Source organism: Aeromonas rivuli (assembly GCF_020149575.1).
Lineage (GTDB): Bacteria > Pseudomonadota > Gammaproteobacteria > Enterobacterales > Aeromonadaceae > Aeromonas > Aeromonas rivuli.
This window is the reverse complement of the sequence record NZ_CP079742.1, coordinates 2,567,170-2,587,837: the sequence shown is the minus strand read 5'-3', so window position 1 is coordinate 2,587,837 and position 20,668 is coordinate 2,567,170. Positions and strand designations below refer to the sequence as shown.

Below are 20,668 nucleotides of genomic sequence, written 5' to 3'. Positions count from 1 at the left end.
TGCGTCTGATGACCTGACAAATGAAAAGGCCCGGCAGCGATGCCGGGCCTTTTGCTATTTCAGCGCGGGAGGGCGGTCAGCTCTCCTTGATTTCACTGGCGGTCTCGCTCGCATCGGTTGGCCTGAACTTGACCAGGAAGGCCAGGGTCAGCAGGGCAGTAGCCACCAAGCCTATGATGGTCGAGATCTGCATCTCCATGCCAAAGCCGATGGGGGCATTGGCCAGGTAAGTGATGACCACGGCGGTCATGAACATGGCCGGTATGGTGCAAATCCAGTGCAGCTTGCCCTCCTTGGCGAGGTAGGCGGCGGCAGCCCACAGCATGATCACTGCGGTGGTCTGGTTGGCCCAGCCGAAGTAGCGCCAGATCACCCCGAACTCAGCCTTGGAGATGATGTAACCCAGCACAAACATGGGGATGGCAATCAGCAGGCGCTTGACGATGGGCTTCTGGGTCATGTTGAGGAAGTCCGCCACTATCAGGCGGGCACTGCGAAACGCGGTATCGCCGGAGGTGATGGGCAGGATCACCACGCCGAGGATAGCGAGGATGCCGCCGACGGTGCCGAGCAGGCCGGTGGAGACCTCGTGGACCACGGCAGAGGGGCCGCCATTGGCCAGGGTTGCGTTCAGGGCGTCCGTGCTCTCGTAGAAGGAGAGCCCCAGGGTGCACCAGATCAGCGCGATGACACCTTCGCCTATCATGGCGCCGTAGAAGATGAAGCGACCGGACTTCTCATTTTGCATGCAGCGCGCCATCAGTGGGGACTGGGTGGCGTGGAAACCCGAGACGGCACCGCAGGCGATGGTGATGAACAGCAGCGGCCAGAGCGGCAAGTCGGTGGGGTGCAGGTTGGAGAAGTCCATCCCTGTGTTGTAGAACCCCTTGCCCGATACCATGAGGCCGATCACCAGGCCGACCGACATGAACACCAGCAGGGCGCCGAAGATGGGGTAGAAGCGACCGATGATCTTGTCGATGGGGACAATGGTCGCGAGGATGTAGTAAGCAAAAATGGCCGCGATCCAGTAGACCATCTCGATATGAGTCAGGCTGGAGAGCAGACCGGCCGGGCTCAGTACGAACACCACGCCGACCAGCATCAGCAAGATGACGGCAAACAGGTTCATGAAGTGCTTGGCGACCGTGCCCAGGTGCTCACCGACCACGGTCGGGACAGAGGCGCCCTTGGCGCGCACCGACAGCATGCCGGAGAAGTAGTCGTGCACCGCACCGGCGAAGATGCAGCCAAATACGATCCACAGCATGGCGACCGGGCCATAGAGGGCGCCGAGTATGGGGCCGAAGATGGGACCGACCCCGGCGATGTTGAGCAGCTGAACCAGGTAAATCTTCTTGTCGGACATGGGGACATAGTCCACCCCATCGGCCATGGTGATGGCCGGGGTTTTCAGCTCGGGTTTGGGGCCGAAAATCCGTTCGATGATTTTACCGTAAGTGAAATAGCCGGCGACGAGCAGGCCGACACAGAGGAAGAACCAGACCATTGTAACGCTCCATTACTTGTTATTGTGGTGTGCGCTGAGGAGTCTAGGTGGCCGGGCGGTGAAACTCATGGGAAAGAACCTGAGCGGCGTCTTGGCGTCCCGAGCGGCGAAGGATTGTGATCCGGTTCACGCTTGATGCCCGATGGGCCAGGCCTGCTGGAGGCCCGGCTTGCATGGCAAGGGGCCCTGGCAGGGGTCCTTGGTCAAGGCGCGGGGAGGCGGTCAATCAACGCCGAGCGGGTGGTCAAGGCGCCTTGGCCTGCTGGAGGAGGGCGGTTAGCTGAGACCGAACTGGTCTTTCAGCTCCTTGAGGTAGCGGCGGCTGACCGGCACCCGGGCGCCGCTCTGGGTGACTATCTCGGCCAGCTGGTTATCGAGCAGGGCGATTTCGAAGATGGCGGCAGGGTGGATCAGGTACTGGCGATGGCAGCGCAGCAGCGGACTCTTCTCCTCCAGGGATTTGAGGGTGAGCTGGGTATGAAACAACTCCCCCTGACAGGCCACATGCACCCCGCCCAGATCCGAGAAGGCGTACTCCACCTGCGCCATGGGCAACAGTCTCACCCGGTTATGGAGATAGCCGGGAATATGGTGGATGGCCGGTGCCAGGGTCGCCATGGGTTGCGGCGTCATATCCTGCTTGAGCCGAGCCAGGGTCTTGTGCAGTCGGGCGGGTTCGACCGGTTTGAGCAGATAGTCGAAGGCCTGCTCTTCGAAGGCCTGAATGGCATAGTCGTCATAGGCGGTGACGAAGACGATGCGGGGCAGGGGATCGAGCATGGCGACCAGCTCCATGCCGCTGAGTTTGGGCATCTGAATATCGAGGAAGACCACGTCAGGTTTGAGGCTGTTGATCAGGCCGAGCGCCTCTATGGCGTTAGCCGCCTGCCCCAGGAGAACGATGTCATCATCCTGACCAAGCAGCAGGGCCAGCTCGTCGCGGGCATAGGGTTCATCGTCGACGATGAGAACGCGGATCATCTTCTCTCCTGGGACAAAGGGCTCTGTGTGGGACGGGTTGAGACCGGGGCGCAAGGCGGGTTCATGGGGTATCCCTGGGCAAGGTGAACGAGACCCGGGTCCAGTGCTCGGGTTCACAGTGAATGCTGATGCCATATTGCGGGCCGAAGGCGCTCTTGAGGCGCTTGTCGACAATGGAGATGCCTAACCCATCGCCATTGGCTCCCGGTTGCCAGCAACCGGCGTTGTCCTCGACGCTGATGGTCACGCACCCCTCATGCTCCTGGGCCAACAATCGCAATCGCCCCTCGCCCAGCAGGGTGGAGATCCCATGCTTGATGGCATTCTCGATGAGAGGCTGCAGGGTGAAGCTCGGCAGACGCAGCTGGGCCAGATGCTCGGGGATCTCGTTGATGACCGTCAATCTGTCGCCGAAGCGGGCCAGCTCTATCTCCAGATAGGACTGGCAGTGCTCTTGCTCCTCTTGCAGGGTGGCCAGATCGCTCTGGCGCTTGAGGTTGTTGCGAAAGAAGCGCGACAGGTGCAATAGCAGCTCCCGGGCCCGCTCCGGGTTGCGGCGGGTGATGGCCCCTATGGTGTTGAGGGTGTTGAACAGGAAGTGGGGATTGATCTGGGCCTGTACCAACTTGAGCTCTGACTGCATCAGCAGGCGCTGTTGTTGCTCCAGTCGACCGCTGAGCAGCTGCTGGGAGAGCAGATTGGCGATCCCCTCGCCCAGGGTGTGATTGATCTTGAGAAACAATCGGGTCTTGGGCTCGTAGAGCTTGATGGTGCCAATCACCCCCATGTCCCCCTGCAGGGGGATCACCAGCACCGAGCCGAGCTCGCACTGGGGGGAGATGCTGCAGCGATAGGGTTGGCTGTTGCCATCGGCAAACAGCACCCGGTTCTCACTGATGGCCTGCTGAGTGAGGCGCGAGGTGATAGGGGTACCCGGCTTGTGGTGATCTTCCCCTATGCCGATAAACGCCAGGATCTGGTGAGTGTCCGTGATGGCCACGGCGCCGACCCCGGTCTCTTCCTTGACGATATGAGCAATCTTGTCGCTCGCTTCCACCGTGAACCCCTGGCTCATGATGCCGACGGTGCGGTTGGCGATGGTCAGGGCCTTGGCCGAGAAGACCCGGGAGAACTTCTCATACATCTGCTGTTGATCGCGGATCATGCTGATGAACAGGGCCGCGCCGCAGGAGTTGGCCAGGATCATGGGGGTGGCGATGGTGCGCACCAGCAGCAGTGCCTTATCGAAGGGGGCGGCGACCAGCAAGATGATCACCATCTGCATCACTTCGGCCACCAGGGTGACGAAGAAGGCGGTTCTGGGCTCGAACAGAGCATCGGTTCGACCCGCCCGCACCAGGCGCCAGTGCAGCAGGCCGCCGAGCAGCCCCTCGCAGGTGGTGGAGATGGCGCAGGCCAGATCGGTAAAACCGCCCATGCTGTAGCGGTGCAGGCCACCGGTCAGTCCGACCAGCAGGCCAACCAGGGGGCCGCCGAGCAGACCGCCGAGCACGGCCCCCACGGCGCGGGTGTTGGCGATGGCATCATCGATGTCCAGGCCCACATAGGTGCCCAGGATGCAGAAACCGGAAAAGAGCACATAAATGAGCACCTTGTGGGGCAGGCGCACCGAGAAATGCGTCAGCGGCCGAAACAGTGGCGTCTTGGAAAAGAGGTAGGCGATGACCAGGAAGACGCTCATCTGCTGCAGCAGTGAGAGGACCAATTGCATAAAAAACGTTCCTCATTGCTAGGGGGTCAGTGGATGACCATCCCCCCGCAACTGTGATCGGGATCTTGTTCTGTGGCGACTCTGTTGGTGCCTGGGGCGGCATTCTGCCAGAACATAAAATAAAAACTATATAAAATCAGTACGTTAAATTGATATTTGTGTAAATGAAAAACAATTGATATTCAGGAGGGGAGCATGAATGCATCCGCAGGATGTGCCACATGGAGGTGGCATGCTCCGCCCAGTCGTGAGACTGGGCGTTTTTCATCCATCCTCAGTCGACAACCGTTTTGTGGGTTTTCAGTCGATTATTCAAGTTTGTCCAATGAGTTATCCCCAGCTTCTGGGGATAACTCAAAATGCAAAGTAGTAACAAAAGCGTCGGCCCGGATTGAAGAAGTGGCGCTGGGCATCGTCCAGTTCCTCCGGTTTGAGGGAGGCGATGATAGTGCGTTCATCTTCGCGCAGATCGATGAGGGGAACCCCCTCGCTGCGCTGCCCCTTGGCATAGGGCAGGATCTTGGGCTTCAAGGGTTGGGTAGGCTCAGTGCTGACAACCAGGGCCAGGACACCATCCGACAGCTGCACCAGAGATCCGGGGGGATAGACGCCGAGCAGTTTGATAAGCAGCTTGACCAAGGGTTGCTCGAATTTCTTCTGAGAGAGCTTGTAGAGCTGGCTGATGGCCTGATTGGGGGCGACTGGCTGACTCGTCCCCCTGGGGTGAAGCAGTTCATCAAAATAATCCACCAGACCGATGAGGCGCGCCAGTGGCGGGATCTCGCCGCCCTTGATGCCGAGGGGGAAACCACTGCCATCGAGCCGTTCATGATGAAGATGGGCAACCTGACGGATCCTGGGTTCGAATGCCTGCCACTGATTGAGCATTTCCAGCCCGTATTGAGGGTGCATATTCAGGTAATTTTGTTCAGAACGCGTCAGTTCGCCCCGTTTCTGGCTGATCTGGCTGGGCACTCTCAGCTCGCCGATATCATGTACCAGACCCGCCAATCCCACCTCCTCGATCGCCAAGGGGTCCATCTCCAGCTCGCGGGCCATCAACATGGCAATAAAGGCAATGTTGAGGCTGTGCTGTAGCAGGATGTCGCTGTGGACACTGCGGATCAGATGCAGGCCGAGGGGGCCCTGATGTTCACGCAGGCGGGCGGCCACATTGCGCACCAGCTGGGCGACATTGGCCAGCCCCTCATCGGGTTTCAAATTGAGGGCTCCGAGTGCTTCACGCAAATCCGACATGGATTGGCCAAATGCCTTGTCGGCACTGCGCAGGGATCGGCGCCAGGCTTTGTCATCGAAGAGTGCCGTCTCAGTGGCGTGACTCGGGGCAGGGGAGTGTCCGGCAGGGGGTAATTCGACGGGGTCGTCACCTTGCAGCAAGGGGGCCAGCGGCAGGTCACTCTTGTCGGTGTCGACGGTGAGCAGGGCGAGATCCAGGTGGCGTATGATATCGAGCTGCTGCTGATCTTTGATCTTGAAAGCGTTGAACAGGAAGGGGTGTTGCTGCCAGCCCACGGGCAGGTGGACATAGTGGCCTATCCGCAACTGCTCGATAGATGCCTGCATCAGTGCCATACGCAACACCTGTTCGCCAAAAAGCCTACCAACAAGCTAGCAAAATTAAGCAGATAGACAAATAAAAAAGCCCGCGCATGTGCGCGGGCTCTTGTTATCGCTCTGACTTATCAGGCTTTGGCTTTCTTCTTGCTATCAACCTTGACGTCGACTTTGGCTTCCACCTTGGCAGCAACCCGGACTTCCTCGCTGAAAGGACGACCGTAGTAGGTATCCATCAGTATGGCTTTGAGCTCGGTGATCAGCGGGTAGCGCGGGTTGGCGCCGGTGCACTGGTCATCGAAGGCTTCCAGGGCCAGCTGGTCAACCTTGGCCAGGAAGTCGGCTTCGTTCACGCCGGCTTCACGGATGGAGGCCGGGATCCCTAAGGTCGCTTTCAGCTCGTCCAGCCAGGCCAGCAGTTTCTCTATCTTGGCCGCGGTGCGGTCACTGCTGTTGGTCAGACCCAGGTGATCGGCGATTTCGGCGTAACGACGACGAGCCTGCGGACGATCGTACTGGGAGAACGCGGTCTGCTTGGTCGGGTTGTCGTTGGCGTTGTAGCGGATCACGTTGCTGATCAGCAGGGCGTTGGCCAGACCGTGCGGGATGTGGAACTCGGCACCCAGCTTGTGCGCCATGGAGTGGCAGACACCCAGGAAGGCGTTGGCGAACGCGATACCGGCGATGGTGGCAGCATTGTGCACCTTCTCGCGGGCAACCGGGTCGTTGGCACCGTTCTGGTAGCTGGACGGCAGGTACTCTTTGAGCAGCTTCAGGGCTTGCAGCGCCTGGCCATCGGAGTATTCGTTAGCCAGTACGGAAACGTAGGCTTCCATGGCATGAGTGACCGCATCCACACCACCGAAGGCGCACAGGGACTTGGGCATGTTCATGACCAGGTTGGCATCGACGATGGCCATGTTCGGGGTCAGCTCGTAGTCGGCCAGCGGGTATTTCATGCCGGTGGCGTCGTCGGTGACTACCGCAAACGGGGTGACTTCAGAGCCGGTACCGGACGTGGTGGTGATACAGACCAGTTCGGCCTTCACGCCCATTTTCGGGAACTTGTAGATACGCTTGCGGATGTCCATGAAGCGCATGGCCAAGTCTTCGAACGCGGTGTCCGGGTGCTCGTACATGACCCACATGATCTTGGCCGCATCCATCGGTGAACCACCACCCAGCGCCAGGATAACGTCCGGCTTGAAGGAGTTGGCCATCTCGGCGCCCTTACGGACGATGGACAGGGTCGGGTCGGCTTCTACTTCGTAGAAGACTTCCACTTCCATGTTCAGCTTCTTGAGCAGACGCACCACGTCGTCGGCATAGCCGTTGTTGAACAGGAAGCGGTCGGTGACCACCATTGCACGCTTCTTGCCTTCCAGATCACCGAGGGCGATCGGCAGGGAGCCACGACGGAAATAGATGGATTTCGGAAGTTTGTGCCACAGCATATTTTCTGCCCGTTTTGCGACTGTCTTCTTGTTGATCAGGTGCTTGGGACCGACGTTCTCGGAGATGGAGTTACCACTCCAGGAGCCGCAACCCAGGGTCAGGGAAGGAGCAAGAGCGAAGTTGTACAGGTCACCGATACCACCCTGGGTGGAGGGGGTGTTGATCAGGATACGGGCGGTCTTCATCTTGTCGCCAAAGTATCTGATGCGGTCGGCGTTGCGATCCTGGTCGGTGTACAGACCGGAGGTGTGGCCGATACCACCGATGTTGACCATGTCACAGGCCATATCAACAGCGTCTTCGAAGTTCTTGGCACGGAACATACCCAGTGTCGGGGAGAGCTTCTCGTGAGCGAACTCATCCTCGGCGCACAGTTCCAGACCTTCACCGATCAGGATCTTGGTGGTGGCAGGCACAGTCACGCCAGCCATGGCCGCGATCTTGGTGGCCGGCTGGCCGACGATGTCGGCGTTCAGGGCGCCGTTGATCAGCAGTACTTTACGTACCTTGTCCGCTTCATCCTTGGAGAGGATGTAGCCATCGTGGCTGGAGAAACGCTCTTTCACCTGGTTGTAGATGGAGTCAACCACGATGACCGCTTGCTCGGAGGCGCAGACCACACCGTTGTCGAAGGTCTTGGACATCAGGATGGAGGCGACGGCGCGCTTAACATCGGCGGTTTCGTCGATGACGATAGGCACGTTGCCCGCACCGACACCGATGGCAGGCTTGCCTGAGGAGTAAGCCGCTTTCACCATGCCCGGGCCACCGGTGGCCAGGATCAGGTTGATGTCGTTGTGCTTCATCAGCGCGTTGGACAGCTCGACGGAAGGTTGGTCAATCCAGCCGATGATGTCTTTCGGGGCACCGGCGGCAATGGCGGCATCCAGTACCAGCTTGGCGGCGGTATTGGTGGAGTTCTTGGCGCGGGGGTGCGGGGAGAAGATGATGGCGTTGCGAGTCTTCAGGGAGATAAGGGCTTTGAAGATCGCGGTAGCGGTCGGGTTGGTGGTCGGCACTATGCCGCAGATGATGCCTACCGGCTCGGCGATGATCATGGTGCCCATCTCGTCATCCTGGCTCAGGATGCCGCAGGTCTTCTCATCTTTATACGCGTTATAGATGTATTCGGAGGCGAAGTGGTTCTTGATAACCTTGTCTTCGATGATACCCATACCGGACTCTGCCACGGCCATCTGGGCCAGGGGGATACGGGCGTTGCTGGCGGCCAGGGCGGCGGCGCGGAACACTGCATCAACTTGCTCTTGCGAGAAGCTGGCGAATTGACGCTGCGCTTCTTTGACGCGAGCAACCAGTGCATCCAGTTCAGCCAAATTGGTTACTGCCATGTTTATCTCCTGATGATTTGAAAACTGTTTAGTAAGACCTTGGCAATGCCCGGCAATTATAGACACCGTGTCAAGGAGAGCCTGACCACTATGGGGTATTTACAAGCCTTACTGAACTGCTTTCGACATCGATTATAGGGCTGTCTCATGTCAGCAAAGCTTGATCTGGATCATGTGTAACAAAAGAACAAAAGAAATTTTATTTCAAAATACATGTTTTCAACATGTTATCGGCTTGTGGAGTTAAGCTGGCGGGGGATGAATGGGGCGTGAACGAATCTCACGCCATTTAAATCAAGCAGTTAGGACTATGACATCCCAGTGGCCCTGCTGGCCTGTGGGGAGGATGGGGGCGGCATTGTGGTAGAAGCGACGATCATCGAGCACCAGATAGTCACCGGTTGTTAACGCTTGCTGGAAAAAGGGTTGTTCTTTTAATCCGTGGTAAAGCTGCAAGGCCCCGCCCGTGACCCCCTGGCTGCCACAGAAGAAGACGCCGATGAAGTCGAAGCCATCTTGATGCACGCCCTCGGGGGCGGGAGGGGTTGCGCTGCCGAGGGAGGCGCAGATCCGCATCTGATGCACGCCTATCTCGCGGCCGTCAGCCAGTGCCGTGTGGCGTGCGAAGGCGCTGAGCATGGCCAGGAAGGCATCATGCTGGGCAACGGCGGGCAGCAGATCGGGGTAGGTGCGGGGCACGTCGCCGAGAAACTTGTTGATGGCGGCGGCTTGGAAGAAGACGCCGTTGTCGAGGCGATGAAAGCCCTGGCCCTGTTTTTCGAAACGACCGTAGCGGCGGCGACGAAAATCACCGTCGATATAGGGATCTACCGGGAGTTGATCGAAAAACATACTCAGCCCGGCAACGAGCATTGCTGGCAGGGTATCGAGTTGCCAATCCAGGGTGACGTCCATATCTATCATTGAAAACTCCTCTTTTTGTGAGATGAAATCTTGTTACCAAATCCGATGGCGAGATAAAACTCGAAATGATTTTACCGAAATGTTAAATCGTCACAATGTTTTTTAACAAACGATTATGTCGAAATTTGATAACACATTAGAGGAACTAACTATTGAGGGCGGGGAACGTGAGATTATTTGATTGGTGGCCGCACAAACTATGAGGTAAATTCGTGCACAATTTCTTACCTGCTGGCCCCAACGGGCGCTTATCTGTGGATGACTTGCGTGGCTGACATCGATTTTTCGTTATATCTGAAGTTCTTCATTGGCCTTATCGCCATTATCAACCCGCTGGGCCTCCTGCCTGTCTTCGTCAGCTTGACCAATCATCAGACACCGGCCGAGCGGATGAGGACCAACACCACGGCCAATATTGCCGTCATGGTGATCCTGTTGGTCTCCATGTACATGGGGCAACTGATCCTCGATGGCTTTGGCATTTCGCTGGCGTCGTTTCGCATCGCAGGGGGGTCGCTTATCACCCTGATCGCCTGGTCCATGCTGCAGGGCAAGCTGGGAGAGGTGAAACACAACAAGCAGGAGAAAGGGGAGCTGGCCGCCCGCGAGTCGATTGCCGTGGTGCCACTGGCGCTGCCGCTGATGGCGGGTCCGGGGGCCATCTCATCGGTGATCGTCTATGCCAGTCAGAGCCATTGGCAGCAGCTGCTTGGCATGTCGCTGGTGGTGGCCATCTTCTCCTTCTGCTCCTGGCTGATTTTTCGCGCCGCCCCCTTGCTATTCAAGTTGATGGGCAACACTGGCATCAACGTGGTGACCCGGATCATGGGCCTCATCATGATGTCCCTTGGCATCGAGATCATGGTGGCGGGCATCAAGGGAGTCTTCCCTAGCCTGATGTGAGCTGAGTCTGTTTTGTGCCAGCCGGTCCCCGTGACCGGCTTTTTATTGTTTCTTTTTCGTTAACCATTTCCTAGAATCGAGCGGCTCTGTGTATAAAAGCGCCGTTTCGGCCTATTTAAATGCTGGATAATTGCTTAAAAGCTGTTTATTTAACCAAGAATCCAGACCCGCTCTGATGATATCTATTGCATTATCAGAAATGACAGGGAATTATGCTGACTGCGTGCTCAGGCCCGCATTTATGACAAACGCATGGAATGTTCTTGTTGGAGTAAATGGAAATGACTCATAAAAAAACAATGATTAATACCCTTTTATTGGCTGCGCTATTCGGTGGAGCCACCCTGGCTCAGGCCGCCGACGTCCCCGCTGGTACCAAGCTCGCCCCCGAGCAATCCCTGGTGAAAGGCAACGGTTCAGAACCCGCTACCCTGGATCCGCACAAGACCGAAGGAACGGTCGAATCCAATATTCTGCGTGACCTGTTTGAAGGTCTGGTCACCTCAGGCCCCAAGGGTGAGACCCTGCCCGGCGTCGCCGAGTCCTGGGAAACCAAGGACAACAAACACTTCGTGTTCCACCTGCGCAAAGATGCCAAGTGGTCCAATGGCGATCCTGTCACCGCCCACGACTTCGTTTTCGCCTTCCAGCGCGCCGTGGATCCCAAGACGGCTTCTCCTTACTCCTGGTACATGGAAATTCCGACCATCACGAATGCGACCGACATCATCGGTGGCAAGAAACCGGCCGACACCCTGGGTGTGAAAGCCAGCGACGACTACACCTTCGAAGTACAGCTGGAGAAGGCTGTGCCTTACTTCGTCAGCATGCTCTCCCACACCACCACTTATCCGGTACCCAAGGCGGTGATCGAGAAGTTTGGTGACAAGTGGACCCAACCGGAAAACATGGTTTCCAACGGTGCCTACAAGCTGAAGGATTGGGTGGTCAACGAGCGGGTCGATGTCGAGCGCAACCCCAACTATTGGAACAACGCCAAGACGGTGATCGAGAAGGTCACCTATCTGCCCATCCAGTCCACCAACGCCGAACTGAACCGCTATCTGGCTGGCGAAGTGGATCTCACCTACAACATGCCCATCGAGCGCTTCAAGCAGATGAAAAAGGAGCACCCGACGGAGGTGCAGGTGAGCGGCTATGTGGGCACCTATTACTACCAGTACAACTTCAAGCACAAGCCGTTTGACGACGTGCGGGTGCGTACCGCGCTCTCCTATGCCATCGATCGCAACGTGATCGCCGAGAAGGTGATGGGCAAGGGCGAGACCCCGGGCTACACCCTGGTGCCGGACTTCGTGGATGGCTTCAAGCCGGTGGCCCCGGCCTGGTCCAAGCTGACCCAGGCCGAGCGTGACGCCCAGGCGAAAGAGCTGCTGACCGAGGCCGGTTACGGCCCGGGCAAGCCGCTCAAGTTCGAGCTGCTCTACAACACCGATGACAACCACAAGAAAGTGGCCGTGGCCGTCGCCTCCATGTGGAAGAAGCTGGGGGTGCAGGTGAGCCTGGTGAATCAGGAGTGGAAGACCTACCTGGAAACCAAGAAGCAGGGTAACTTCGACGTGGGTCGCGCCGGCTGGATTGCGGACTACAACGAAGCCTCCTCCATGCTGGATCTGATGCAGACCACCCACGGCAACAACGACGGCAAGTACTCCAATGTCGCCTTTGACAAGCTGATGAGCGAATCGCGCAACCAGGTGGATGCGGATGCGCGCAACAAGCTCTATGTTCAGGCCGAAGACATCCTGGCCAAGGACATGCCGATTGCGCCCATCTATCAGTACGTGACCTCCCGTATGGTGAAACCCTATGTGGGCGGCTACCCGGCCAACCCGCTGGATAACCTGTACAGCAAGGACATGTACATCATCGCTCACTGAGTACAATAAAAAGTCGCATAACAAGCAGGCCCGCCAGACGGCGGGCCTTTAAATTAAAACCGCGACCCTTTGGAAGCAGTACAGGACAGGACATGTCTATGTTGAAATTCATCCTTAAACGTCTATTGGAAGCGATCCCGACCCTGCTGGTCTTGATCACCGTCTCCTTCTTTATGATGCGCTTCGCCCCCGGTAACCCCTTTACCAGCGAACGGGCATTGCCGCCGGAAGTTCTGGCGAATATCGAGGCCAAATATGGTCTGGATAAACCCATAGGCACCCAATACCTCACCTACCTGGGCAACCTGGTACAGGGTGATTTGGGCCCCTCGTTCAAATACAAAGACTTCAGCGTCAACGATCTGGTCAGCCAGGCGCTGCCAGTGTCCGCGAAGATAGGGGCATCTGCCTTCTTCTTTGCCGTCTTGCTGGGGGTCACCTTCGGCACCATTGCCGCCCTTAAACAGAACACCCTCATCGATTATCTGCTGATGTCGTCGGCCATGGCCGGGGTGGTGATCCCGGGCTTCGTACTGGCGCCGTTATTGGTGCTCTTCTTCAGTATCTATCTGGGCTGGTTCCCGGCCGGTGGCTGGCAGGGCGGCGGCATCCAGTTCATGGTGCTGCCGGTGTTTGGCATGATGATGTACTACATCTCCGCCATCTCGCGCATCATGCGCGGCAGCATGATAGAGACCATGAACTCCAACTTTATCCGCACCGCCCGCGCCAAGGGGCTGCCGCTGCACCACATCATTCTCAAGCACGCCCTGCGCCCGGCCATGCTGCCGGTGGTCTCCTACCTGGGCCCGGCCTTCGTCGGCATCATCACCGGATCCGTGGTCATCGAGACCATCTTCGGCCTGCCAGGCATTGGCCAGCTGTTCGTCAACGGTGCCCTTAACCGTGACTACTCCATGGTGCTCGGTCTGACCATTCTGGTCGGCGCCTTGACCATCACCTTTAACGCCGTGGTCGATATTCTCTATGCCTTCATCGATCCCAAAATCCGTTACTAAGCCGGGAGTGCATCATGGTTGTAAATAGTGAAAAGCGTGAAGTACTCGAAGCCTTCGCACAGAAAGTGGATGTGGTGGAGGGGCGTTCCCTGTGGAAAGATGCCCGTCGCCGTTTCCTGCGCAACAGAGCTGCGCTGGTGAGCCTGATCATCCTGACCATCATCGGTCTGGCGGTCATCATAGGCCCGCATCTGTCCCAATATACCTTCGACGATCCGGACTGGGGCGCCATGCAATCGGCCCCGGATCTGGAGACGGGACACTGGTTTGGCACCGACAGCCTGGGCCGGGATCTCTTCGTGCGGACCCTGCTCGGCGGGCGTATCTCGCTGATGGTCGGCATCATGGGCGCCCTGGTGGCCGTCATCATCGGCACCCTGTATGGCGCCGCCTCCGGCTTTATCGGCGGTCGGGTCGACAGCCTGATGATGCGGGTGCTGGAGATCCTCAACGCCTTCCCCTTCATGTTCTTCGTGATCATGCTGGTGACCTTCTTCGGCCGCAACCTGGCGCTCATCTTCATCGCCATCGGCGCGGTGAGCTGGCTCGACATGGCGCGGATCGTCCGCGGCCAGACCCTGAGCCTCAAGAGCAAGGAGTTCATCGAGGCGGCCCATGTCTGCGGCGTCTCCAAGTGGAAGATCATCACCCGGCACATAGTACCGAACGTGCTCGGCATAGTGGCGGTCTACGCGACCTTGCTGGTGCCTGGCATGATCATGTTTGAATCTTTCCTGAGCTTCTTAGGCCTCGGTGTGCAGGAGCCCATGACCAGTTGGGGTGCCCTGCTCGATGAAGGCTCCAAGTCGATGGAAGTGGCCCTCTGGCAACTCTTGTTCCCCGCCGGTTTCATGGTGGTGACCCTGTTTTGCTTCAACTTCCTCGGGGATGGTCTGCGTGACGCGCTCGATCCCAAGGATCGCTAAACGTGCAGCCAGGGCGTGCTAACAGACGCCCATGGTCTGGTCATGCATCCCGAAGGATTGATAAGAGCCACGAGGTTCGATAAGGAATTTTTATGAAATTACTGGATGTAAAAGATCTGCGGGTCGAGTTCAAGACCCCGGACGGCAATGTGGTGGCGGTCAACGATCTCAACTTCTCCCTCTCGGCCGGTGAGACTCTGGGAATAGTGGGAGAATCTGGTTCAGGCAAGTCTCAGACGGCCTTCGCCATCATGGGCCTGCTCGCCAAGAACGGCATCATCACCGGCTCGGCCAAGTTCCAGGGGGAGGAGATCCTCAACCTGCCGGAGCACAAGCTCAACAAGATCCGCTCCGAGAAGATAGCGATGATCTTCCAGGATCCCATGACCTCGCTCAATCCCTACATGAAGGTGAAGGATCAGCTGATGGAAGTGCTGATACAACACAAGGGGATGAGCAAGGCTGCGGCCTTCGAGGAGTCGGTGCGCATGCTCGATGCGGTGAAGATCCCCGAGTCGCGCCAGCGGATGAACATGTATCCGCATGAGTTCTCCGGTGGCATGCGTCAGCGGGTGATGATCGCCATGGCGCTGCTCTGCCGCCCGCAACTGCTCATCGCCGATGAGCCGACCACGGCGCTGGACGTGACGGTACAGGCCCAGATCATGACCCTGATGAACGAGCTCAAGCGCGAGTTCAACACCTCCATCGTCATGATCACCCACGACTTGGGCGTGGTGGCGGGGATCTGCGACAAGGTGCTGGTGATGTATGCCGGCCGCACCATGGAGTACGGCAAGGTCAACGACATCTTCTACCGTCCTAGCCACCCCTATACCGAGGGGCTGCTGCGTGCCATTCCCCGCCTCGACACCGAGGGGGAGATCTTGCCGACCATTCCGGGCAACCCGCCCAACCTGCTGCGTCTGCCCAAAGGCTGCCCCTTCCAGGAGCGCTGCCACAGGGCCAGCGAGATCTGCGGTCAGGAGTCGCCGCGCTTGCTGCCCTTCAACGATGGCCGCGCTCGCGCGTGCCACTGGGTATCGGATGCCATGGTCAAGGGAGTGAACTAAATGGGTACTGACAAGAAACTGCTGCTGGAAGTGTCCGACCTCAAAGTCCACTTCAGCATCAAGAGTGACAAGGCCTGGCCCTGGGCCAAGCCCTCGACCCTCAAAGCGGTCGATGGGGTGACTCTGCGTCTGTATGAAGGGGAGACCCTGGGCGTAGTGGGGGAGTCCGGCTGTGGCAAGTCCACCTTTGCCCGGGCGCTGATTGGCCTGGTGCCCGCCACGGACGGCAAGGTGGTCTGGCTGGGTAACGACTTGACCAAGCTCGATCAGAAGGCCCTGCGTGAGAAGCGCAAGGAGATCCAGATGATCTTCCAGGACCCGCTCGCCTCCTTGAATCCGCGCATGACCATAGGGGATATCATCGCCGAGCCCCTTATCACCTTCTATCCCAAGCTCTCCAGGAGCGAGGTGGAGGGCAAGGTGCGCGCCATGATGACCAAGGTGGGGCTGTTGCCCAACCTGGTCAACCGCTACCCCCATGAGTTCTCCGGCGGTCAGTGTCAACGCATCGGTATCGCCCGGGCCCTGATCCTCGAACCCAAGATGATCATCTGTGACGAGCCGGTCTCGGCGCTGGATGTCTCCATCCAGGCGCAGGTGGTGAATCTGCTCAAGTCCATCCAGAAGGAGATGGGGCTGTCGCTCATCTTCATCGCCCATGACTTGTCCGTGGTGAAGCACATTTCGGATCGGGTGCTGGTGATGTATCTGGGCAATGCGGTGGAGCTGGGCAAGGGCAAGGAGATCTACGCCAATCCTCTGCACCCCTACACCAAGGCGCTGATGTCGGCGGTGCCGGTGCCGGATCCTGATCTGGAGCGCAGCAAGGTGATCCAGATCCTGGAAGGGGACTTGCCGTCGCCGATGAATCCGCCGTCCGGCTGCGTGTTCCGTACCCGCTGCCCGGTGGCCGGTCCCGAGTGCGCCAAGACCCGGCCTGTGCTTGAGGGGAACTTCGACCACGCCGTCTCTTGCCTCAAGGCAGACCCGCTCTGACGTGTCGCCGTCATGCAGATAACAGGGCGCCTCTGGGCGCCCTTCTTTATGGGTGCCCCCTGCTGCTGCGGGGGGAGAGGCTGGGTGCGGACCGATCCGCTCATCGGATTGCTATATCTTTATCAGGCACTTGGCAGCACCAGGAGGGCCTGCTAGTATCCGCGGCACAAGGGGAGTAACTTCTCGCCGGTCTGTCGTCATTACGGTGTCTTTGCAGCGCAAAGCACCCGGCACCCGGGCAGCCAAGGCTGTAAGTGAGACCTTGCCGAGAGGCAAGGTGTATCTGCTCCAAACGCGAACCCATGCCTCCGGTCATGGGTTTTGTCGTTTTTAAGGAGGACACAATGGGTGAATGGTGGATGTGGTTGGGGTTCTTCGCCCTGGTGTTGACCCTGCTCTGGGTCGATTTACGTTTCGTGGGGGGCGGCAAGTCTCACAAGGTTTCCCTCAAGGAGGCGGGAGCCTGGTCCCTGGTCTGGGTGAGCATGGCGCTGCTCTTCAACCTGGCCATCTGGTACTGGGTTGATGCGAATATGGGTCGCGAGATGGCGAACCAGAAGGGGTTGGAGTTCCTCTCCGGCTACCTCATTGAGAAGGCACTGGCGGTGGACAACGTCTTCGTCTGGCTGATGCTGTTTGGCTATTTTGCGATCCCGGCCGAGCTGCAGCGCAGGGTGCTGCTGTACGGGGTATTGGGCGCCATCGTGATGCGGGCTGGCATGGTGTTTGCGGGCAGCTGGCTCATCGAGCAGTTCCACTGGATCTTGTATCTGTTCGGCGCCTTCTTGCTGCTGACCGGTGCCAAGATGCTGTGGGCGGCCGACAAGGAGCCGGATCTTGCCAACAACCCCTTGTTGAACTGGATGCGCCGTCGCTTCAAGGTGACCGAGCAGCTGGAAGGGGAGAACTTCTTCGTCTGGCGTGATGGTGTGCGCTACGCCACGCCGCTGCTGCTGATCCTGGTGCTGGTTGAAGTGAGTGACCTCATCTTCGCGGTGGACAGCATCCCGGCCATCTTCGCGGTGACCACGGATCCCTTCATCGTGCTGACCTCCAATATCTTCGCCATCATGGGGCTGCGGGCCATGTACTTCCTGCTGGCCGGTGTGGCCGAGCGTTTCAGCCTGCTGAAATACGGCCTGGCCTTCATCCTGATGTTTATCGGGGTCAAGATGCTGCTGCTCGACATCTTCAAGATCCCGACCGGGGTAGCCCTGGGGGTGGTGGCCAGCATACTGGTGCTCAGCATGGGGCTCAGCCTCTGGCTGACGCGCAAGCAAGTCAAATCGGCGAGCTGATCCGCAGCCCTGGCGCGCGGGTATAACGGCGGCGGTGCCAGAGGATAATGAAATGAAAAGGGCTCCTAAGGGAGCCCTTTTCTATGGGCATTGATTGCCCGCTCGCGCGCCGTGCCACAGGGGCGGCAGGATTAACGCTTGATGATGCGCGGGTTGCTGTAACCCCAGACGGTGTACATGTCCGCCAGCAGGGCGCCATTGTACTCTTCCAGATCTGCCTGTTTAATCTCGTTATCCCCCTGACGGCCAAACATCACCACCTCATCACCGGGTTTGACCCCCTTGATGTCGGTCACATCGATCATGACGGTGTTCATGGAGGTCTTGCCCACCACCGGGGCCTTCTGGCCGTTGATGAGCACGGAGGCCTTGTTGCTCATGGCGCGGCGATAGCCGTCCGAGTAGCCCATCGGCAGGTTGGCCAGCACGGAGTCCCGCTTGAGGGTGAAGGTGCGATCGTAGCCGACCGTGTTGCCCGCCGGGAAGTGACTGACTGCCGCTACCTGGCTCTTGAAGGCCATGACGCGTTTGTATTCGGTGTAGGAGGGGATGGAGTCGCCATAGATGAGGCCGCCCGGGCGAACCATGTCCAGATGTGCTTCGGGCACTTCCAGGGTGGCGAAAGAGTTGGCGCAGTGCAGGGTAAGCTTGCTGCGATCCAGCTTGCCCGCCTCGATCAGCCACTGGGAATCGAGCTTGAACTGGGCCAGACCCAGCTTGACGTCCTCTTTCTCCTCCACCGGGAAGTGGGTCATGATGCCGACCGGGGTGATCCCCTTGAGGCCGAGTATGGCCAGGGCTTCACCCTTGGCATCCTGGGCGCGCAAGTCCAGACCGTTACGGCTCATGCCTGCCGAGTTGAGGCCAATGTGCACCGGTATCCGGGTCTGGTGGCGCTGGGCTATCTCGCTGATGATGGTCGCGTTTTCCAGGCCGCCGACCAGCTCTTCGAGCTTGTAAGGCACCGCCTGCTCGACTTCGGCCGGGGTCGCGGCGCGGACTCGCATCAGACGACCGGTGAAGCCCTTGTCCCGTGCCACGCGGGCCTCTTCGTTGCTGGCGATGCCGATGCAGGGGATGCCGGCGGCAACCACCGAGGGCACCAGCAGATCGATGCCGTGACCATAGGCGTCGGCCTTCATGATGGCGCAGATCTGCGGGCCCTTGTCACCGAGGCGAGTCTTGAGGGTCTGCAGGTTGTGATCGAAGGCTGCCAGATCCACTTCCAGCCAGGCATTGGCGGCGCTGTATTGCTGGCCATTGCGTTGATCGTCCGCCTGGGGCAGGTAAGGGGCGGCAACGGCCTGGCCAGCCATCAGGCCGAAGATCAGGGTCGCGAGCAGGGTTTTCTTGTTCATGGGATGTCCTGTTTTGTTGAGGCGAGGCGGCTGGGCATCGAGGGGCAGATCGGGATCCGCCCCTGGATGCTACCAGTGGCTAATAAATGCCTTGTTATTGATTTTTATGTATTTAACGGGGTTTGGACCCGGATGGGAGTGTACCGTATGGTGCTCTTTGTGGCACGTCTTTAGGTCACGTTTCCCTGAGGTGATCAGAGGCTGAAGGGGAGCAAGACAGGGGAAAATGCCAGCTGTGCCCCGTCTCGGGGCGGGAGGGGGCACAGTCGGGCGTTGGCCATTGACGGAGCGGACCTCGCCCCTCATCAAACGGGTTGGCGAGCCTCTTTCGAGACGGCATGGGGCGCTTGGGTCTCCTCTTCCAGACAATCTTCGGTCTTGGCGATCACGCAGGCGGCGATGGCGTTGCCGAGCACATTGGTGGCGGAGCGGCCCATGTCGAGGAAGTGGTCTATGCCGAGCAGCAGCAGGACACCCGCCTCCGGGATATGGAACTGGTTGAGGGTGGCGGCAATCACCACCAGGGAGGCCCGTGGCACCCCGGCCATCCCCTTGGAGGTGACCATGAGCAGCAGCAACATGGTCACCTGCTGGGCGAAGGAGAGCTCGATGCCATAGGCCTGGGCGATGAACATGACCGCAAAGGTGCAGTACATCATGGAGCCATCCAGATTGAAGGAGTAACCCATGGGCAGCACGAAGCTGGCGATGCGCTTGTCACAGCCGAACCACTCGAGGCGTTGCAGCGTCTTGGGATAGGCCGCCTCCGAGCTGGCGGTCGAGAAGGCGAGCAGCACGGGTTCGCGGATCAGGGCCAGCAGGCGCGGGGTGCGCTGGCGCAGGAAGAGGCTGCCCATGGCGATGAGCAGCAGCCAGAGACAGGCCAGGGCCAGATAGAACTGGGCCATGAAGCTGCCATAGGTAGCGAGGATGCCGAGCCCCTCCTTGGCGACCATGGCCGAGATGGCGGCAAAGACGGCAAAGGGAGCGAAATTCATCACATAGCCGGTCACCTTGAGCATGATCTCGGCGCTGCTTGCCAGCAGCATCACCACCGGCTTGGCGGCATCACCGAGTGCGGCGGCGGCCAGACCGAAGAACAGCGAGAACACCACGATTTGCAGGATCTCGTTGTTGGCCATGGCCTCGATCAGGCTCTTGGGGATGGCATGAGCGATAAAGTCGCGCAGGCTCAGGCTGGCGGCGCTGATGCCGCTGCTGGCGGACTCGGGTGGCAGAGGCAAGGAGAGGCCGCTGCCCGGCTGCATCAGGGTGACCATGAGCAGCCCCAGGCTCAGGGAGAGCAGGGAGGCGAGCATAAACCAGCCGAGGGTCTTGGCGCCGATCCGGCCGACGGTGCGGGTATCCCCCATCTTGGCGATACCGACCACCAGGGTGGTGAACACCAGGGGGGCGATGATCATCTTGATGAGTCGCAGGAAGATGTCGGTGAGCAGGGTGACATTGTCTGCAAAAGCGGGGGCTTCGCCGGGGGCAAAGAGTCGATAACCCTGACCGGTGGCGATGCCAAGCAGCATGGCGATCAGGATGGCGAGGGTCAGCTTGTTCATTTTCATGGGGAGAGATCCGGGCAACGCAAGGAGTCGGGATGGGGTGGCGAGTGCCACGACAGCCGTGCCAGATCGCCAGAGGAGGGCGATCACGGTT

At 58.9% G+C, this 20,668-nt stretch carries 15 protein-coding genes; 7 read left to right on the top strand and 8 right to left on the bottom strand.

The window, feature by feature from the left end; all coding sequences use genetic code 11:
* Positions 1–76: 76 nt before the first annotated feature.
* The 6 genes from KYK33_RS11985 to KYK33_RS11960 all read right to left on the bottom strand — a co-directional run bounded on the left by KYK33_RS11985 (position 77) and on the right by KYK33_RS11960 (position 9,526).
* Positions 77–1,510, bottom strand: coding sequence for a carbon starvation CstA family protein (locus KYK33_RS11985; protein WP_224430661.1), 1,434 nt, complete (start codon positions 1,508–1,510; stop codon positions 77–79).
* Between the two features lie 276 nt (positions 1,511–1,786).
* A complete protein-coding gene (gene btsR / locus KYK33_RS11980) occupies positions 1,787–2,491 on the bottom strand; it encodes a two-component system response regulator BtsR (RefSeq protein ID WP_042042218.1) in 705 nt (234 codons plus the stop codon).
* 61 nt (positions 2,492–2,552) lie between these two features.
* The gene (locus KYK33_RS11975; RefSeq protein WP_042042217.1) at positions 2,553–4,223 is read right to left on the bottom strand and encodes a sensor histidine kinase; all 1,671 of its coding nucleotides are present in this window, start codon (positions 4,221–4,223) and stop codon (positions 2,553–2,555) included.
* A gap of 354 nt (positions 4,224–4,577) precedes the next feature.
* Positions 4,578–5,816, bottom strand: a complete 1,239-nt coding sequence (locus KYK33_RS11970) for an HD-GYP domain-containing protein (protein ID WP_224430660.1) — start codon at positions 5,814–5,816, stop codon at positions 4,578–4,580.
* Between the two features lie 110 nt (positions 5,817–5,926).
* On the bottom strand, positions 5,927–8,602 hold the full coding sequence (gene adhE / locus KYK33_RS11965; protein ID WP_042042215.1) for a bifunctional acetaldehyde-CoA/alcohol dehydrogenase: 2,676 nt from the start codon (positions 8,600–8,602) through the stop codon (positions 5,927–5,929).
* Between the two features lie 294 nt (positions 8,603–8,896).
* Positions 8,897–9,526 (bottom strand): 2OG-Fe dioxygenase family protein, encoded by a 630-nt coding sequence (locus tag KYK33_RS11960; protein ID WP_224430659.1) that lies wholly within the window; start codon positions 9,524–9,526, stop codon positions 8,897–8,899.
* A gap of 267 nt (positions 9,527–9,793) precedes the next feature.
* Between KYK33_RS11960 and KYK33_RS11955 the strand changes: the two genes are divergently transcribed.
* From KYK33_RS11955 to KYK33_RS11925, 7 genes are all read left to right on the top strand, one after another.
* On the top strand, positions 9,794–10,429 hold the full coding sequence (locus tag KYK33_RS11955) for a YchE family NAAT transporter (protein ID WP_005906182.1): 636 nt from the start codon (positions 9,794–9,796) through the stop codon (positions 10,427–10,429).
* A gap of 281 nt (positions 10,430–10,710) precedes the next feature.
* Positions 10,711–12,330, top strand: coding sequence for an ABC transporter substrate-binding protein (locus KYK33_RS11950; protein ID WP_224430658.1), 1,620 nt, complete (start codon positions 10,711–10,713; stop codon positions 12,328–12,330).
* Positions 12,331–12,428: 98 nt separating this feature from the next.
* A complete protein-coding gene (oppB, locus tag KYK33_RS11945; protein ID WP_042042214.1) occupies positions 12,429–13,349 on the top strand; it encodes an oligopeptide ABC transporter permease OppB in 921 nt (306 codons plus the stop codon).
* A 14-nt stretch (positions 13,350–13,363) separates the two neighbouring features.
* On the top strand, positions 13,364–14,275 hold the full coding sequence (gene oppC, locus KYK33_RS11940) for an oligopeptide ABC transporter permease OppC (RefSeq protein ID WP_042042212.1): 912 nt from the start codon (positions 13,364–13,366) through the stop codon (positions 14,273–14,275).
* A 92-nt stretch (positions 14,276–14,367) separates the two neighbouring features.
* Positions 14,368–15,348 carry an ABC transporter ATP-binding protein gene (gene oppD, locus KYK33_RS11935; protein WP_224430657.1) on the top strand — a complete coding sequence of 327 codons (981 nt, stop codon included), beginning with the start codon at positions 14,368–14,370 and terminating at the stop codon, positions 15,346–15,348.
* On the top strand, positions 15,349–16,344 hold the full coding sequence (gene oppF, locus KYK33_RS11930; protein ID WP_042042210.1) for a murein tripeptide/oligopeptide ABC transporter ATP binding protein OppF: 996 nt from the start codon (positions 15,349–15,351) through the stop codon (positions 16,342–16,344).
* 344 nt (positions 16,345–16,688) lie between these two features.
* Positions 16,689–17,642 (top strand): TerC family protein, encoded by a 954-nt coding sequence (locus KYK33_RS11925; protein ID WP_224430656.1) that lies wholly within the window; start codon positions 16,689–16,691, stop codon positions 17,640–17,642.
* 131 nt (positions 17,643–17,773) lie between these two features.
* Here KYK33_RS11925 and alr read toward each other — a convergent pair whose 3' ends face one another.
* Entirely contained in the window at positions 17,774–19,000 is a 1,227-nt protein-coding gene (alr, locus tag KYK33_RS11920) for an alanine racemase (protein WP_224430655.1), read from the bottom strand.
* Positions 19,001–19,305: 305 nt separating this feature from the next.
* Positions 19,306–20,577, bottom strand: a complete 1,272-nt coding sequence (locus tag KYK33_RS11915) for a dicarboxylate/amino acid:cation symporter (protein WP_224430654.1) — start codon at positions 20,575–20,577, stop codon at positions 19,306–19,308.
* Between the last annotated feature and the right edge of the window lie 91 nt (positions 20,578–20,668).